Origin of the sequence: Rathayibacter sp. VKM Ac-2805 (assembly GCF_009834265.1) — a bacterium.
Taxonomy (GTDB): domain Bacteria; phylum Actinomycetota; class Actinomycetes; order Actinomycetales; family Microbacteriaceae; genus Rathayibacter.
The window spans coordinates 3,048,450-3,065,182 of sequence record NZ_CP047185.1 but is presented as its reverse complement, the minus strand read 5'-3'; the positions used below and the strand labels follow the sequence as shown (position 1 = coordinate 3,065,182).

Below are 16,733 nucleotides of genomic sequence, written 5' to 3'. Positions count from 1 at the left end.
GAGTGGGAACCGTCGAGTGGGAGCCGGCGAGTCGGAGCGGTCGAGTCGCAGCCGCCGGCTCGCAGCCGACGCGTCAGAGCCGCAGGGCCAGCGCCTCGCTGCGCCAGCGGCGGTGCAGCGCCCAGGGGTCGGGCTCCCCGGCGCGCACGGTCTCGATGTGGGCGTCGAGCGCAGGGCTGCGCGCGAACCACTCGGTGCGCTCCAGGCGCTCGTCGGCGAACTGGGCGTGCCGATGCTGCTCGAGCGCCCGCCCGCCGCGCTCGAACGCGAGGAGCTCCTCGTGCCGGAGCCGGTGGAGGCGCTGCCGGGGATTGCCGCTGGTGCCGATCTTGATCCGCTCGCCGAAGCGGATGTAGTAGACGACGTCGACCCGGGGCGGCGGCAGCTCGCCGTCGGGAGCGTCGCCGAGCCGCCACTCGCAGGCGGCGCAGAGCCAGGCGGAGGGGAGCCGGACGCCCAGGCGGGACCCGCACGCCGCGCACGGCGAGGGCAGGGCGTCGATCACCCCGTCCTCGCGGGCGACCCAGTCGTGCGCGAGCCCGAGGTGTGCCGCGCAGAGCGCGAGGGGGGCGCCCGTCTCGGCCGAGGAGGCGCACCCTCCGATCGCGCATGCTGCCATGCCGCCGACGCTAGGTGCGACCCCCGACATCGCGCCGCCGTCGACCGCGCCGCCGCGAGCACGCAGGAGTCGGAGTGCTCGCGCTCGAGGACGGCGGCATCCGCGCGATCGCGGCCCGGCGGATCAGCTCAGGCGGTCGACCAGCGACGAGGCGAGGCCCGTGTAGCCGCCCGGCGTCAGCGCCAGCAGGCGCTCCTTCGCCGCGTCGCCGATGTCGAGACCCTGCACGAAGACGGCGAGGTCGTCGGCACCGAGGCGCTTGCCGCGGGTCAGGTCCTTCAGCAGCGCGTACGGGTCGGTGATCGAGGAGCGGCCCGCCGCCACCTCCGCGCGGATCACGGTCTGGATCGCCTCGGCCAGCACCTCCCAGTTGCCGTCGAGGTCGGCGGCGAGGGCGGTCGGGTCGAGGTCGATCTCGAGCAGGCCGCGGGCGATGTTGTCGAGGGCGAGGAGGGAGTGGCCGAACGCGACGCCGATGTTGCGCTGCGTGGTCGAGTCGGTGAGGTCGCGCTGGAGGCGCGAGGTGACCAGGGTCTGCGCGAGCGAGTCGAGCAGGGCGCTGGAGAGCTCGAGGTTCGCCTCGGCGTTCTCGAAGCGGATCGGGTTGATCTTGTGCGGCATCGTGGACGAGCCGGTCGCCCCGGCCTGGGGGATCTGCCGGAAGTAGCCGAGCGAGATGTAGGTCCAGACATCGGTGCAGATGTTGTGCAGGATGCGGTTCGCGTGCGCGGCCCTGCCGTAGAGCTCGGCCTGCCAGTCGTGCGACTCGATCTGGGTGGTCAGCGGGTTGAAGACGAGGCCGAGGGAGGTGACGAACTCCTCCGCGAGGGCGGGCCAGTCGGTGCCGGGGTCGGCGGCGAGGTGGGCGGCGAACGTGCCCGTCGCTCCGCTGAACTTGCCCAGGTACTCCGTCGCCTCGATCTGCGCGACGACCCGCTCGAGCCGGTAGGCGTAGACGGCGAACTCCTTGCCCATCGTGGTCGGGGTCGCGGGCTGGCCGTGGGTGCGGCTGAGCATCGACTCGTCGCGGTAGCGGACGGCCAGCTCCCGGAGCGACGCGACGACCGAGCGCAGCTTCGGCAGCCAGATCTCGCCGACGGCCTGACGGACCACGATCGCGTAGGAGAGGTTGTTGATGTCCTCGCTGGTGGCGGCGAAGTGGGTGAGCTCGGCGATGCGCTGCAGTCCGAGCTCCTCGAGCCACTGGCGGACGAGGTACTCCACGGCCTTCACGTCGTGGCGGGTGCGGGCCTCGAGGGCGGCCAGCTCGTCGATCTCGGGCTGGCCGAAGTCGCGGGCGCGGCGGCGCAGCTCCTCGGCGGTCGCCGCATCGACGGGCTCGGAGCCGAAGAGGCGGCGGTCGGTCAGCGCCAGCAGCCACTCGACCTCGACGTGCACCCGCGCGCGGTTCAGTCCCGCCTCCGAGAGGTACTCGCCGAGCGACGAGACGGCACCGCTGTAGCGGCCGTCGAGGGGGCTCAGCGGCTGGGTGGGGAGCGAGGTCATGCGGTGGTGCCTTCCGGTTCTCAGGTGTCCTGCGCGAGGGCGGCGCGCGCGTCGGTGGAGTCGGGGCGGACAGAGCGGTTGCCGCGCAGTCCTGGTTCGATCTGGGCGAAGAGGGCCCGGCAGGCGCGCTCGATCAGCGCGAGCACCGAGTCGAACGCCGCCGCATCGGAATAGTAGGGGTCGGGGACGTCGCCCTGCGGGGAGAGGCCGGGCTCGAAGTCGAGCAGGCGGCGGATCTTCTGCCGGTCGACCTCGGTGCGCGCCCAGGAGCGCAGCGCGCGCTCGTGCCCGTGGTCGAGCGCGACGACCAGGTCGAACTCGGCGAAGCGGGACGGGTCGAAGAGCTGGGCGCGGTGGCGGCCCCCGTCGAAGCCGTGACGCTCCAGCGCCGCGAGGGCGCGGCTGTCGGCGTGCTCGCCGAGGTGCCACTCGCCGGTGCCGGCCGAGCTGATCTCGATCGCGGAGCCGAGCCCCGCCTGCTCCGCCAGGGAGCGCAGCACCACCTCGGCCATCGGCGACCGGCAGATGTTGCCGGTGCAGACGAAGCACACGGCGAAGGCCGAGGGCGCAGGGGAGTCGGGGGTCACCCGCCCATCATGGCGCACCGCGGCTCCTCCACAGCAGGCCGATCGCGGCCGCCGTCCACCGATGGCGCGCGACGCCTCCCGGGCGGCGGCGGCGCGGCCGATGCTGACTGCCGAGCCCGCGGTGTCAGTCCTGACGGCGGCGGAGGAAGGGGCGCAGGAGGAGGCCGATGAACCAGTTCACCAGGGCGAGCACGAGGGCGCCGAGCACGCCCCACCAGAAGCCGTCCACGACGAGGCCGAAGCCGAAGAGGCCGCTGATCCAGGCGGTCAGGAGCAGCAGGAGGCCGTTGACGAGGAACGAGACCAGGCCGAGCGTCAGCACGTACAGGGGGAACGCGACCACCCGCACCACTCCGCCGACGACGGCGTTGACGACGCCGAAGATCACCGCGACCAGCAGGTACGTGAGGACCGCCGCGGCGGGGCCCTCCTCGTACGGGTCGACGCGCACGCCCGCCACGACCAGGGTCGTGAGCCAGATCGCGACGGCGTTGGTCAGGAGGCCGAGGAGGAGTCTGCTCATGCCTCCACTATCCCCGCAGGCGGGGCGGGCCGCGAGCCGGGGCTCAGGTGAGGGGCCCGCCGATGGTCGGTTCGGGCGCAGGAGTGCAGAGGCGGGGGTCGTCGGCGCAGGTCCGCGGAGGGAGCACCGCGGTGGGCTCGGGCTGCGGCAGGGGCTCCGCCGTCGGCTGCGGGGCCTCGGTCGGCTCGGGGGCGGGCGCGGGTGCCGGCTCCGGAGCCGGGGGATCGGGCGTCGGCTCCTGGGTGGGCTCGGGCGCCGTGGTCGGCCGGGGAGCGGCGGGAGGCGCGGGGCGCGGGGGAGGAGCGAATCCGCTGCCCGGCTCCGGGACGAGCGGCTCGCGCGCCTCGATCACGGCGACGGCGGCCGGAGCGACCGCGGCTCCCGAGGCGAGGGCGCTCCGGAGCTGCTCGACCGCGTCGGTCAGCACCGCCCGCCGGGACGTCGATCCGCGACCGGAGGCGAGGGTCGACGTGGCGAGGCCGAGCACTCGCTCGGCCAGCGCCGTCCGCTGCTCCCCGGCCGCGGTCGTCGCGGTGGTGATGGCGTCGGCCGAGACTCCCTCGAGCGCTGCGTTCAGGGAACCGATCGCCACCAGCAGATCGGTGCGGGCCGCGCCCGCGACGGTGCCGTCGGTCGCGGTGAGGAGCGCGAGCGAGTCGTCCCGCAGCGCGAGGCCGGCCTCGCGCGCGGCGGTGTAGGCCGGAGGCGCGGCGACGTCGATGGACGTCTCGCGGAGAGTCGGGGTCGCCTGCGTGCCCTCCGCGGAGGGCGTGCATCCGGTGAGCGCGCCGGCGGCGACGAGCAGGGCGATCGCGGCCGTGGCGCCCCGGAGGAGCGGGCGCGCACCCCCGCGCCGCTCGGCTCGCCCTCGACTCCGCATCACTGCACCCTAATCGGGGGACGGCCGCCGTGGGCGCCGGTCAGCGGGGCGGTTCGCGCATCCGAGACCCGGGTCGGCCGCACCTCCGGGCCGCACCCACGGCGCTCGACCGGTGGGAAGGGGGCCCGGCGCACACCCGTCGAGGGCGGGGGACGGCGCGCGCGGAACGGCGGGGCGCCCGCCGCCGCGCCGCCTAGCATGGGGCGGGTGACCGACCAGCAGGAGCCTCCCGTCCGCCTCCGCCCCGAGATCCTGGCGCTCCCCGCCTACAAGCAGGGCCGCGCGGCCGCCGCCGACGCCTTCAAGCTCTCCTCCAACGAGAACCCGTTCGACCCGCTGCCCTCCGTGCTCGCGCGGGTCCGCGAGGTGGACGACTTCAACCGGTACCCGGACGCGGCGGCGACCGCCCTGCGGACGGCGCTCGCCGCGGAGTACGGCGTCACGATCGAGGAGGTGATCGTCGGAGCCGGCTCCGTCGCGGTCATCGCCCAGCTCATCACCGCGGCGGCGGGCCCGGGCGACGAGGTCGTCTACGCCTGGCGCTCGTTCGAGGCGTACCCCTCGCTCGTCACGACGGCGGGCGCCACCAGCGTGCGCGTGCCGCTCCGCGCAGACGACACTCACGACCTCGACGCCATGGCGCAGGCCGTCACCGAGCGCACCCGCCTGCTGATCGTCTGCAGCCCCAACAACCCCACCGGCACCGTCGCCACCGCCGACGACGTCGAGGCGCTCCTCGAGCGCGTCCCGGGAGACGTCCTCGTGCTCCTCGACGAGGCGTACGCCGAGTTCGTCGACGACGAGCGGGCCGTGGACGGCACCCGCCTGCTCGGCCGCTACCCGAACCTCGTGATCGCCCGCACCTTCTCCAAGGCGTACGGCCTCGCCGGCCTCCGCGTCGGCTACGCGATCGGCCACGCGCGGATCCTCGACGCCGCCCGCTCCACCGCCATCCCGCTCTCGGTCACCCGGTTCGCCGAGACCGCGGCGGTCGCCTCCCTCGAGCACCGCGAGGAGCTCCTCGAGCGCGTCCACCGCATCACCCGCCTCCGCGACGACCTCTGGCGGGCGCTGCTCGACCAGGGCTGGACGATCCCGGAGTCGCAGGCGAACTTCCTCTGGTTCGACACCCGCGAGGACACGGCGCGGGCCGCCGAGGTCTTCGAGCGCGCGGGAGTCGTGGTCCGCGCGTTCCCGCCGGAGGGGATCCGCGTCTCCGTCGGCGAGGCGCGCTCTGTCGACAAGCTCCTCAGCGCGGCGGCCGAGATTGTGGCTTCCCTCCCCGAGGGCCACCCCGCGAGACGGATAGGTTAGTCGGGTGGTAGCCACCAGCACGGAGTCGCCGACTGTCCAGTTCCTCTCCGCGGACGGGCGGTTCTCGCCGACCCCCGCGGCCGAGCAGTACGCCTCCTACCTCGACGGGGTGGACGAGGCGCAGCACCGCTCCTTCTACCGCGAGATGGCGGTGGTCCGCCGCTTCGACACCGAGGCCGCGAACCTGCAGCGCCAGGGCCAGCTCGGACTGTGGGTCCCGAGCCACGGCCAGGAGGCGGCGCAGGTCGGCTCCGCGTTCGCGATGCGCCCGCAGGACCACGTGTTCCCCTCCTACCGCGAGCACGTCGTCGGCAAGATCCGCGGCATCGACCTGCTCGGCGTCCTCGCGCTCCTGCGCGGCACGACGCACGGGGGCTGGGACCCGACCGACCCGACGAACGGGAACTTCCACCTCTACACGCTGGTGCTCGGCTCGCAGGCCCTGCACGCGACCGGCTACGCGATGGGCCTCACCCTCGACGGAGCGACCGGCACGGGCGACCCCGAGAAGGACGCGGCCGTCGTCGTCTACTTCGGCGACGGCGCCTCCAGCCAGGGCGACGTCAGCGAGGCGATGGTCTTCGCCGCGAGCTACCAGGCTCCCGAGGTCTTCTTCCTCCAGAACAACCACTACGCGATCTCGGTCCCCGTGGCCACGCAGTCGCGCAGCCCCCTCTACCTCCGCTCCTCCGGCTTCGGCATCCCCGGCGTGCAGATCGACGGCAACGACGTGCTCGCGAGCTACGCGGTCACCGCCAAGCACCTGCAGGACGCGCGCTCCGGCGGCGGTCCCCAGTTCATCGAGGCGCTGACCTACCGGATCGGCGCGCACACCTCGAGCGACGACCCGACGAAGTACCGCACCGACGACGAGCTCGCCTCGTGGGTCGCGAAGGACCCGATCACCCGCTTCGCCGCGTTCCTGCGGAGCGAGGGCGTGGAGCAGTCCTTCTTCGACGAGGTCGACGAGGAGGCGAAGGACTTCGCGTCCGACATCCGCCGCCGCCTCCTCGCCCTCGAGGTCCCGCCCACGGGCGTCATGTTCGACCACGTCTACTCGGAGCCGCACGTGCTCGTCGAGGAGCAGAAGGCGTGGCTGCAGCGCTACGAAGAATCGTTCGGAGGCGAGTGATGACGATCGACACCAGCACGACGGCCGCGCAGCCGCCCCTCACCGGGTCGCAGCTCGAGTCCATGTCCATGGCCAAGGCGCTCAACGCCGGCCTCCGCCGCGCGATGACGCAGGACGACCGCGTCCTCCTGATGGGCGAGGACATCGGCCCCCTGGGCGGCGTCTTCCGCATCACCGAGGGCCTGCACGCCGAGTTCGGGGCGAAGCGCGTGCTCGACACGCCGCTCGCCGAGTCCGGCATCGTCGGCACCGCGATCGGGCTCGCGATGCGCGGCTTCCGCCCGGTCTGCGAGATCCAGTTCGACGGGTTCATCTACCCGGCGTTCGACCAGATCACCTCGCAGCTGGCCAAGATGACCAACCGCCACGAGGGCGCGATCACCATGCCCGTCGTCATCCGCGTGCCCTATGGCGGGCACATCGGAGCGGTCGAGCACCACCAGGAGAGCAACGAGGCGTACTTCGCGCACACCGCGGGCCTGCGCGCGGTCAGCCCGTCGACTCCCAACGACGCCTACTGGATGATCCAGGAGGCCATCGCCTCGGACGACCCCGTCATGTTCTTCGAGCCCAAGAGCCGCTACTGGCCCAAGGGCGACGTCGACCTCAGCGGGTCCGCCGCGCCGCTGCACGCCAGCCGCGTCGTCCGCCAGGGCACGGAGGTCACGCTGGTCGGCTGGGGCCCGATGGTCGCGGTCCTCCTCCAGGCCGCCGAGCTCGCGGGCGAGGAGGGCACGAGCGTCGAGGTCGTCGACCTGCGCTCGCTCTCCCCGATCGACTGGGAGCCGCTGCTCGCGTCGGTCCGCAGGACCGGCCGGCTCGTCGTCGCGCAGGAGGCGTCCGCGAACGTGAGCCTCGGCTCCGAGATCGCGGCGACCGTCACCGAGCGCGCCTTCTTCTCGCTGGAGGCGCCGGTCCTCCGGGTCGCCGGCTTCGACACCCCGTTCCCGCCCGCCAAGGTCGAGAAGCTCTTCCTCCCCGACGTCGACCGCGTGCTCGAGGCCGTCGACCGCTCGCTCGCGTACTGACGCGCGCGACATCCGCCCGCACGAGCCCACAGGAGTCCCCCCGATGACAGAGCAGTTCCTCCTCCCCGACGTCGGCGAGGGCCTCACCGAGGCCGAGATCGTGGCCTGGAAGGTCAAGGTCGGCGACGAGGTGGCCGTCAACCAGGTCCTCGTCGAGATCGAGACCGCCAAGTCGCTCGTCGAGCTCCCCTCGCCGTTCAGCGGCACCGTGGTCGACGTGCTCGTCGACGAGGGCCAGACGGTCGACGTCGGCACCGCGATCATCACCGTCCAGGCCGGAGTCGGCTCGATCGGCTCCGAGGTGCCCGCGATCCCGGCCCACCCCGCGCAGGCCGCCGCCCCGCCCGCCCCCTCCACCACCGAGCCGGGCGAGGGCTCCGGAGCCGCGCTCGTCGGCTACGGCACCGCCGGCGGACACGTCCAGACCCGCCGCCGCCGACCGGGCGCCACCGCCCCGGCCGCCGCGCCCGCCGCCCGCCCGACGGCCCCGGCCCGGCCCGCCTCCGTGCCGGCCGCCGCCGCGCTCCCCGTCATCGCGAAGCCGCCGATCCGCAAGCTCGCGAAGGACCTCGACGTCGACCTCCTCGAGGTGCAGGCCACCGGCCTCGCCGGCGAGGTCACCCGCGACGACGTCATCCGCCACGCCTCCCAGGCCAGCGTCTTCCGCAACATCCAGACCCCCGCCTGGGGCGACGACCGCGAGGAGCGCATCCCCGTGCGCGGCGTCCGCAAGGCGATCGCCGCCGCGATGTCGACGAGCGCGTTCACCGCGCCCCACGTCAGCGTCTTCGTCGACGTCGACGCGACCCGCACCATGGAGTTCGTCAAGCGCCTCAAGAACTCGCCCGACTTCGCCGGCGTCAAGGTCTCGCCGTTGCTCATCATGGCCAAGGCCATCATCTGGGCCGTCCGCCGCAACCCCACCGTCAACTCCGCCTGGACCGACACCGAGATCGTCGTCCGCCACTACGTCAACCTCGGCATCGCCGCGGCCACCCCGCGCGGACTGCTCGTCCCCAACGTCAAGGACGCCCAGTCGATGAGCCTCCTCGAACTGGCGCAGGCCCTCGAGAAGCTCACCCTCGACGCCCGCGACGGCAAGACCACCGCCGCCGACATGCAGAACGGCACCATCACCATCACCAACATCGGCGTGTTCGGGATGGACACGGGCACCCCCATCCTCAACCCCGGCGAAGTCGCGATCATCGCCCTCGGCACGATCAAGCAGAAGCCCTGGGTCGTCGACGGCGAGGTCCGCCCCCGCTTCGTCACCACGGTCGGCGGCTCCTTCGACCACCGCGTCGTCGACGGCGACGTCGTCAGCCGCTTCGTCGCCGACGTCGCCAGCGTGCTGGAGGAACCGGCGCTGCTGCTCGATTGAGCGGATTCCTCCTTCGTCGTCATCCGCTCCGCGGTCGGCTGTTCGAGGTGGGGGCGTGTCGTGGAGCGGGGAGCGTACCGCTACGGCGAATCGCTGGAACGCGATTCGGCGGTGAGCTCGGCGGTGCTCGATCGAGCGGATTCCTCCTTCGTCGTCATCCGCTCCGCGGTCGGCTGTCCGAGGTGGTGCGTTTCGTGGAGCGGGGAGCGTACCGCTACGGCGAATCGCTGGAACGCGATTCGGCGGTGAGCTCGGCGGTGCTCGATGGAGCGGATTCCTCCTTCGTGTCATCCGCTCCGCGGTCGGCTGTACGAGGTGGGGGCGTGTCGTGGAGCGGGGAGCGTACCGCTACGGCGAATCGCTGGAACGCGATTCGGCGGTCAGCTCGGCCCTGCGGGCGAGCGTGCGCTGACGTGGCTCGGCCCTGAGGGCGAGCGTGCACGGATGCGGCTCGGCCCTTCGCTGTCGCGGGAGGGCGGGTGGTCTCCGCTGAGGGTGCGGTGGGCGCCGGCGCCTGCGACGGCGCGAGGCACGGGCCGCGGCTGCGCCGGCGAGAGCGGGGAGAGCGGGGAGAGCGGGGGAACGGCAGCGGTCAGCGGGGGGAGACGGCGAAGGAGTGCAGGGCGAGGGCGTCGCTCAGGCGGGCGGCGACGCGGGCGCCGCGGACGCTGGTGCCCTGGGGGTCCAGCGGCGCGCTGACGACGGCGGCGCCGAGGCGGCCGGGCGCGGAGAGGACGAGGGCGCCCGAGACGCTCGACTTGGCGGGGACGCCGACCGCGCGCATCCAGCGGCCCGAGCCGTCGTAGACGCCGCACGTCGCCATGACCGCGACCACGTCGCGCGCGACCGAGGCCGGCACGACCCGCTCGCCGGTCCCCGGGTGCACGCCGCCGAACGCGAGCGTCGCGCCCATCGCGGCCAGGTCGCGGACGTCGACCAGCACAGCGCACGCCCGGGCGTACGCGGAGACGGCGTCGTCGGCGCTGCGGTGCAGGGTGCCCTCCGCGCGCATCAGGTGCGCGAGGGCGTGATTCCGGTCGCCGAGGAGGTGCTCGTCGGCGGCGACGCTCTCGTCGACGGAGAGCGGGCGGCCGGCGAAGGCGGAGAGGCCGCGGAGGATCCGCTCGCTCCGGCCGTCGGCGTCGCCCCCGTCGACCAGGGCGGCGGTCAGCAGCGCTCCCGCGTTGACCATCGGGTTCGGCGGGCGCCCGGTGCCGCTCTCGAGCTTGAGGGCGTCGAAGGCCTCGCCGGTGGGCTCGATGCCGACGCGGTCGAGCGCGTCGCCGCCGGTGTCGAGGAGCGCGAGCGCGAACAGGAACGGCTTCACGGCCGACTGGATGCTGAACCGCTCCTCCGCGTCGGCGGTCGCGCGGACGGACCCGTCGGGCAGGACGAGCGCGATCGCGCAGAGACCCGGGTCGGCGTTCGCGAGCGCGGGGATGCTGTCGTCGACCTCGCCCCCGTCGTCCGGCAGCACCTCCCGGCGCAGCGCCTCGAGGTCGAAGGCCAGGGGATCGGGGAGGGGGCTCATCCGTCCACTCTGTCAGGGCGGGGAGCCCGTCGCGTCCCGGGCCTCAGACGAGCCCGAACTCCGCGTCCAGCGCGTCCAGCTCCGCGGCGAACGACGCGCGGAGACTCTCCTTCTCGTCGGCGGGCAGCCAGGAGGCCTCCGCTCCGGTGAGCGCCATCGCGCGCAGCTGAGCGGCGGTCGCGCCGATCGGGCCGGCGGCGAGGCGGTACTCGTCGGCGAGCGTGGTCGGGAACATCCCGGGATCGTCGGAGCACGGCACGACCCGCAGTCCCGCGTCGAGCATCGCCCGGATGGACGCGCGCCGCCAGGGCCGCCAGGAGCGGCGCGAGGTCGTCGAGGCGACGGTGAACACCACGCCCTGCTCGCGGACGCGCTGGACGACGGCGGGGTCCTCGAGGACGAAGTAGCCGTGGTCGATCCGGTCGCAGCCCAGCAGATCGAGGCAGGTCGTCGTGTTGGCCGCGGTCGGGGCGTGCTCGGAGGAGTGGGCGGTCCGGCCCAGGCCGGCCTCCCCGGCGAGGCGGTAGGCATCGGCGAAGCGCTCGGGCGGACCCGCCGTCTCGAGGTTGTCGAGCCCGATCCCCGCCACGTACTCGTGGGGGTGGCGGACGACCTCGCGGACCAGCTCGAGCGCCTCCTCCCCGCTGCGGCTGCGGTCGATGCCGGCGATCATCCGCCCCGTCATGCCGAAGTCGCGCTCGGCCATCCGGATGCCCTCGGCGTAGGCCTCGACGCTGCCGCGGTAGCCGAGCCCGGCGAGGTGCTCCGGGACGGCGTCGAAGAACAGCTCCAGGTGGCGGGTGCCGCTCGTGCGGTGGGCGTCCTCGAACGCCTCGTGCACGATCCGGGTCAGGTCCTCCGGGGTGCGGAGCAGCTGCACCACCCAGTTCGAGACCTGGAAGAGCGAGTACGACACCGCGGGCTCGTCGGCGGAGCGGCCCTGGGGCACCGGGATCACGGTGTCCCGGTAGAGCGCCGGGTCCGGGGGCAGCGAGTTGATGTCGGCGAAGATCCGCTCCGGCTCGGCCGGCAGGGCGAGGCCCTCGCGGCGGGCGAGCTCGGCGAAGGTCGCGGGCCGCACGGTCCCGATGAGGTGGCAGTGCAGATCGGCCTTCGGGATCCGGCGGATCCACTCGTCGGGCACGGCGGCGGTGGGGGTGGTGCTCATGGCGGTCTCCGGAGGTGCGGGATCGGACGGTCGGGGCCCCGTGCGCGGGCGTCGTGCACGGGGCGGGCCGCTACTGGGCGGTGACCTCGCGGGCGAAGCGGTCGACCCACTCCGAGCGGGTGGGGACGAGCTCGGCGGGGTCGAGGGTGGAGTAGCCGGCGGCGGTCGGGTCGGCCGCGATGTCGCCGACGACGGCCGTGATGGTGTCGGGCACCTCGGCGGAGAGGTTCACGGGCAGGTCGCCGACGATCGCGGCGGAGGAGGTCTGCGCCTCGACCGAGAGCAGGTAGTCGATGAACTGCTCGGCGGCGTCGACGTTCGCGGCTCCGGTCGGGATCATCGCGCGGTTGGTCGCCATGTAGCGGCCGGTCGCGGGCGGGGTCCACCCGATCGGCTCGCCGGAGGCCACCAGGTCGGTGGCGAAGCCGCTGAGGGCGTCGGCGGCGACGATCTCGCCCTGCGTGAGCAGGTTCGTGACCTCGGTGGAGGAGCTGTAGAACTGCAGCACTCCGGGGGCCCAGTCGGCGAGGGTGCTGAGGGCCGCGTCGATGTCGTACGGGCCGGAGCCCTCGGTCGCGGCGACTCCGCTGACCATCAGCTGGCCCGCAGTGACGGAGATGTCGGGCAGCGCGACCTTCCCGGCGTTCGCGGGGTCGGAGTAGACCGACCACTGCGCCGCCTGGTCGGCGGTGAGGGCGTCGGTCGAGTAGAGCGTGCCGTTGAGCTGGTAGCTGTAGGCGGGCCCGAGGTAGGACTCCTCGGTGGCGAAGGCGGCGACGTCGGCGAGCGCGGGCACCGAGGCCGCGTCGACCTGCTGGAACAGGTCGTCCTTCTGGCCCAGCGCGGCGTAGTAGTCGCTGATGAGCATCACGTCGACGCCGGGGTCGTCCCCGCCGGCCAGCTGGAGCTGCGAGAGGCGGTCGGAGTTGGAGCCGGTCTCGACCTCGACCTCGATGCCGGTGGCCTCGGTGAACGGGTCGATCACGGCCTCCTGGAACTCCTCCACGCCGAAGGGGAAGGTGCTGACCACGAGCGACTGCGCGTCGGACTCGTCGGAGGAGCCGGAGCCGGAGCAGCCGGCCAGGGCGAGGGCGCCGATGACGGCTCCCGCGGTGAGGGCGAGCGTGCGCCGGGCGGTGGTGCGGGACATGGCGGGTCCTTTCGAGGGGCGGTGCGGAGGAGCGCTGCGGGGCGGGAGGGAGCGGGCGGAGCGAGGGGTGGGAGGACCGCGGATCAGGCCGGGACGTCGGCGGCGAGCGGCACCAGCCGCGCGGCCGGCGCCGAGACCACGACGGCGTCGCCGGGGGAGAGCGCGGCCGATCCGTCGGCCCGGACGTCCGACACCAGGCGCACCGGGGCGCCGGAGGGGTCGGTCGCGGCCACGGTGACCAGCACGTCGACGCCGCGGTAGGCGACGTCAACGACCACGCCGTCGAGCGCGAGCCCGGGCGAGGCGGGGGCCGTCGCCGACACCGCGAGGTGCTCGGGCCGGACCGTCGCGAGCGACCCGTCCGCGAGGACGAGGAAGTTCTCGTAGCCGAGGAAGTCGGCGACGAAGCGGTTCGCGGGGGAGCCGAAGACGGCGCTCGGGGCGCCCTGCTGCATGATCCGCCCGGCGCGCATCAGGACCATCTCGTCGCTCATCTCGAGCGCCTCGTCCTGGTCGTGGGTGACGAGCACCACGGTCAGCCCGGTCTCCGCCTGGATGCGGCGGATCTCGGAGCGCATCTGCACGCGCAGCCGGGCGTCGAGGTTGGACAGCGGCTCGTCGAGCAGGAGCAGCCGCGGCCGGATCGCGATGGCCCGGGCGAGTGCGACCCGCTGCTGCTGGCCGCCGGAGAGCTTCCGAGGCCGGCTGGCGGCGAGGTGAGCCAGGCCCACCATCTCGAGGCTCTCCACGACCCGGGCCTGCCGCTCCGCCCGCCCGACTCCGCGCAGCTTCAGCCCGTAGCCGACGTTCTCGGCGACGCTGAGGTGCGGGAAGAGCGCGTACGACTGGAACACCATGCCGAGCCCGCGCTTCTCCGGGGGCAGCTTCGTGCTGTCCAGGCCGTCGATGAGGATGCGGCCGGAGCTGGGGGCCGAGTAGCCCGCGAGCATCCGGAGCGAGGTGGTCTTGCCGCAGCCGCTGGGGCCGAGCAGGGTGGTCAGCCGCCCCGCGGGGATCGCGAGATCGATGCGGTCGACGGCGGTGAAGTCCCCGAAGACCTGGCTGACGTTGACGAATTCCGCTGCGGCGCTCATCGGTTGATGCCTCCGAAGATCTGGGCGAAGCCGACGCTGCGCTCGGCGAGGAACGCGATGACGACGGTCGCCGCGAGGATGAGGGTGGAGGTGGCCGCGACCATCGGGTCGTAGCTCTGCTGCACGTAGTCGAGCATCGTGACGGGCAGGGTCCTGGCGTCGCGGCTCTGCAGCAGGAGCGACAGGGGGACGTTGTTGAAGGACGTCACGAAGCCGAGCAGGGCGGCCGAGAAGACGCCGGGGCGCAGGATCGGCAGCGTGATCGTGAAGAAGGTGCGCAGCGGTCCGGCCCCGAGTCCGCGGGCGGCCTCCTCCAGCGCCGGGTCGCTGGTGGCGAGCGAGGCGCCGGTGACGCGCACCGCGTAGGGGAGCAGGAGCGCGGTGTGGCCGACGAGGAGCACGGCGGCGTTGTCGACCTTGAGCGTCACGACGAGCTGCTGGAAGAGGGCCAGCCCGACGACGAGCTCGGGCACGATCAGCGGCGAGAGGAAGAGCCCCTCGACGATCCCTTTCCCCGGGATGCGCCCGCGGTGGATGGCGAGGGTCGCCGGGATCCCGAGCAGGAGCGCGATCGCCGTCGAGAGGACGGCGAGCTGAGCGCTGGTGGCGAGCGACTCGAGGAACGGGTCGTACGAGAGCGCTTCGCCGAACCAGCGGAACGAGAAGCCCTCCGGCGGGAAGCGCAGAGTGGATCCGGCCGTGAACGCCGTGGCGACGACGAACAGGATCGGCACGATCATGATCACGTAGCCGGCGACGGCCAGGGTCGCGGCGACGGGGCGGCGGGTCCTCACGAGACGGCCCCCCGGCGGGCGACGAGCGAGGAGAGCCCGGAGACGAGGAAGACCAAGATCGTCATCACGATCGCCGTGGCCGACGCGCCCGCCCAGTCGATCGTCACGCTGGAGTACGAGAACAGCTGCGTGCTCAGCATCCGCTGCGAGGACCCGCCGAGCAGGTACGGAGTCGTGTACGCGGTCACGGATCCCGCGAAGACGAGGGTCGCCGCGACGACGACGCCGGGGAGCGAGAGCGGCACCACGACGTCCCAGAAGGTCCGGGTCGGGCTCGCGCCGAGGCCGCGGGCGGCGTCGTCGAGCCCGGCGTCCACCTGCGAGACGGCGGAGTAGCAGGAGATGATCGCGAGCGGGAGGAACAGCTGCGTGAGGCCGAGCACGATCGCCAGCTCGGTGTAGAGCAGCTGGGGCGCCTCGTCGACCAGGCCGGTGGCGACGAGGAGCTGCCCGATCGCGCCGTTCGAGCCGAGGACCACGAGCCAGCCGAAAGTGCGCACCACGTTGCTGAGCAGCAGCGGGAAGATCGCGAGGGCCAGCAGCACGCCCGCCCAGCGCGAGGTGGAGCGGGCCAGCAGGTAGGCGATCGGGAAGCCGAGGACGACGCAGATCAGCGTGACGACGAGGCCGATGCCGACGGTGCGGCCGATGATCCGCAGCTCGTACGGGTCGGTCAGCATCTGGCCGACTCTCGCGATCACGTCGGCGGCGGTGGCGCCGGGCGGCGCGAACAGCATCACGAGCGACGGGACCACGAAGAACAGCAGCAGGAACCCGAGTCCCGGCAGGAGCAGGAGGGGAGCGGATCGTGTCCTCACGGGTTGCTCCTTCCGGGGCGAGTGGTGGCCAGCTGCGGATGTAACCGGTTGCATCGACCCTACGGGTGCGGCGGTACCCGGTCTGCGTCGCCCGTGTAAATTCCGTGTTTCGAAATCCGGGACCGCTTCGCGCCGCCGGTGCGACCGGTTGCAGGCGGGCCCCTATGATCGCGGGAGGACCGCAGGGAGGAGCCGGATGGCCACGCTCGCCGACGTCGCCGCCCTCGCCGGCGTCTCGAAGGCCACCGCCTCGCGCACACTCTCGCGCCCGGAGGTCGTCTCGCCCGAGACGGCCGCCCGCGTGCTGACCGCGGCCGCCAAGCTCGGCTTCATCCCGAACTCCGCCGCACGCCAGCTCGCCCGCGGCCGCACCGGCGTCGTGGCCCTGGTCGTCCCCACGCTCGACAACGCCTTCTTCACCCCGATCATCGGAGGGGCGCAGCGCCGCGCAGACGAGGACGGCCTGCAGCTGACCGTCGCCGTGCACCCGCTCGAGGCCGTGCGCGAGCTCGGCGCGTTCGACCGGCTCTCGCGGCAGGTCGACGGCTTCATCGTCGTCGCTCCCCGCGGCGGGGACGAGCTCCTGCTGGCGGCCGGATCGCACAAGCCGACCGTGCTGGTGGACCGCGAGGTCGACGGTCTCGCCTCCGTCGTCGCCGACACGGCCGCCGCGTTCGGGTCGCTGGTGGCGCGCTTCGCCGCCGACGGGCACGAGCGCGTGCTCTACCTCGGCGGGCCGGAGGGCTCGTGGCAGGACAGGCAGCGCACCGCGGCCGTGCACGAGGCGGCGGCGAGCGGAGGAGCGGAGCTCACGGTGCTCGGGCCCTTCCCGGCCACCTTCGCGGCCGGCGTCTCGGCCGCGGCCGCGGTGCGCGAGTCCGGAGCGACGGCGGTCGTGCCCTACGCGACCGCTCTCGGGCTCGGGGTGCAGTACGCGCTGCTCGCCTCCGGCGGCCTCCCGGAGCGGCTCGTGGTGAGCTCGGAGCGGTCGATCGTCGACGCGCTCGGGCTGGTGGGGGTGCCGGCGGTCGACGTGGACGGCGAGCAGCTGGGCCGGGCGGCCGCGGAGCTGCTCATCGAGCGCCTCGCCCGACGCGACGCCCCTCCCGAGCGCCGCCGCCTGCCGGTGCCCGTGCAGTGGCCCGCGGCCTGAGCCGAGACGGTTGCCGACGGGACCGCGCGGCTCCGGGAGGCCGGACGCGGTC

The 16,733-nt window shown here is 73.5% G+C and carries 16 protein-coding genes; 5 read left to right on the top strand and 11 right to left on the bottom strand.

The genetic code is table 11. From position 1 onward, the window contains the following. Window positions 1–73 precede the first annotated feature (73 nt). The 5 genes from GSU40_RS14405 to GSU40_RS14385 form a co-directional block, all read right to left on the bottom strand. Window positions 74–619, bottom strand: a complete 546-nt coding sequence (locus tag GSU40_RS14405) for a GIY-YIG nuclease family protein (protein ID WP_104351190.1) — start codon at window positions 617–619, stop codon at window positions 74–76. Between the two features lie 123 nt (window positions 620–742). After that, window positions 743–2,125 (bottom strand): adenylosuccinate lyase, encoded by a 1,383-nt coding sequence (gene purB / locus GSU40_RS14400; protein WP_104237969.1) that lies wholly within the window; start codon window positions 2,123–2,125, stop codon window positions 743–745. Between the two features lie 20 nt (window positions 2,126–2,145). Next, entirely contained in the window at window positions 2,146–2,712 is a 567-nt protein-coding gene (locus GSU40_RS14395; RefSeq protein ID WP_181027248.1) for a low molecular weight protein-tyrosine-phosphatase, read from the bottom strand. A 124-nt stretch (window positions 2,713–2,836) separates the two neighbouring features. Then, complete coding sequence (locus GSU40_RS14390; RefSeq protein WP_104225199.1) at window positions 2,837–3,235, bottom strand: phage holin family protein; 399 nt, start codon at window positions 3,233–3,235, stop codon at window positions 2,837–2,839. Window positions 3,236–3,278: 43 nt separating this feature from the next. Beyond that, window positions 3,279–4,115 carry a hypothetical protein gene (locus GSU40_RS14385; protein WP_160035466.1) on the bottom strand — a complete coding sequence of 279 codons (837 nt, stop codon included), beginning with the start codon at window positions 4,113–4,115 and terminating at the stop codon, window positions 3,279–3,281. Window positions 4,116–4,322: 207 nt separating this feature from the next. Here GSU40_RS14385 and hisC point away from each other — a divergent pair, with 207 nt between their 5' ends. The 4 genes from hisC to GSU40_RS14365 are packed head-to-tail and all read left to right on the top strand — an operon-like array spanning window position 4,323 to window position 8,973. Beyond that, window positions 4,323–5,429: a histidinol-phosphate transaminase gene (gene hisC / locus GSU40_RS14380; RefSeq protein WP_244229497.1), complete on the top strand. Its 1,107-nt coding sequence runs from the start codon at window positions 4,323–4,325 to the stop codon at window positions 5,427–5,429. Between the two features lie 4 nt (window positions 5,430–5,433). Beyond that, window positions 5,434–6,561: a thiamine pyrophosphate-dependent dehydrogenase E1 component subunit alpha gene (locus GSU40_RS14375; RefSeq protein WP_104226633.1), complete on the top strand. Its 1,128-nt coding sequence runs from the start codon at window positions 5,434–5,436 to the stop codon at window positions 6,559–6,561. Next, a complete protein-coding gene (locus GSU40_RS14370; protein ID WP_104225191.1) occupies window positions 6,561–7,589 on the top strand; it encodes an alpha-ketoacid dehydrogenase subunit beta in 1,029 nt (342 codons plus the stop codon). The genes GSU40_RS14375 and GSU40_RS14370 overlap by 1 nt, the downstream gene beginning before the upstream one ends. A gap of 43 nt (window positions 7,590–7,632) precedes the next feature. Further along, window positions 7,633–8,973 (top strand): dihydrolipoamide acetyltransferase family protein, encoded by a 1,341-nt coding sequence (locus GSU40_RS14365; RefSeq protein ID WP_160035462.1) that lies wholly within the window; start codon window positions 7,633–7,635, stop codon window positions 8,971–8,973. 592 nt (window positions 8,974–9,565) lie between these two features. Here GSU40_RS14365 and glsA read toward each other — a convergent pair. From glsA to GSU40_RS14335, 6 genes are all read right to left on the bottom strand, one after another. After that, complete coding sequence (gene glsA, locus GSU40_RS14360) at window positions 9,566–10,504, bottom strand: glutaminase A (protein WP_160035460.1); 939 nt, start codon at window positions 10,502–10,504, stop codon at window positions 9,566–9,568. Between the two features lie 43 nt (window positions 10,505–10,547). Then, window positions 10,548–11,672, bottom strand: a complete 1,125-nt coding sequence (locus GSU40_RS14355) for a hypothetical protein (RefSeq protein ID WP_244229496.1) — start codon at window positions 11,670–11,672, stop codon at window positions 10,548–10,550. A 70-nt stretch (window positions 11,673–11,742) separates the two neighbouring features. Next, the gene (locus tag GSU40_RS14350) at window positions 11,743–12,822 is read right to left on the bottom strand and encodes an extracellular solute-binding protein (RefSeq protein WP_159940793.1); all 1,080 of its coding nucleotides are present in this window, start codon (window positions 12,820–12,822) and stop codon (window positions 11,743–11,745) included. Between the two features lie 83 nt (window positions 12,823–12,905). Next, window positions 12,906–13,916, bottom strand: a complete 1,011-nt coding sequence (locus GSU40_RS14345; RefSeq protein ID WP_104288958.1) for an ABC transporter ATP-binding protein — start codon at window positions 13,914–13,916, stop codon at window positions 12,906–12,908. Then, a complete protein-coding gene (locus tag GSU40_RS14340) occupies window positions 13,913–14,710 on the bottom strand; it encodes an ABC transporter permease (RefSeq protein WP_104283062.1) in 798 nt (265 codons plus the stop codon). The genes GSU40_RS14345 and GSU40_RS14340 overlap by 4 nt, the downstream gene beginning before the upstream one ends. Continuing rightward, window positions 14,707–15,528, bottom strand: coding sequence for an ABC transporter permease (locus GSU40_RS14335; RefSeq protein WP_104283063.1), 822 nt, complete (start codon window positions 15,526–15,528; stop codon window positions 14,707–14,709). Before GSU40_RS14335 ends, GSU40_RS14340 begins: the two co-directional genes overlap by 4 nt. Before the next feature lie 196 nt (window positions 15,529–15,724). Between GSU40_RS14335 and GSU40_RS14330 the strand changes: the two genes are divergently transcribed. Next, entirely contained in the window at window positions 15,725–16,681 is a 957-nt protein-coding gene (locus tag GSU40_RS14330; RefSeq protein ID WP_104283064.1) for a LacI family DNA-binding transcriptional regulator, read from the top strand. Window positions 16,682–16,733 lie beyond the last annotated feature (52 nt).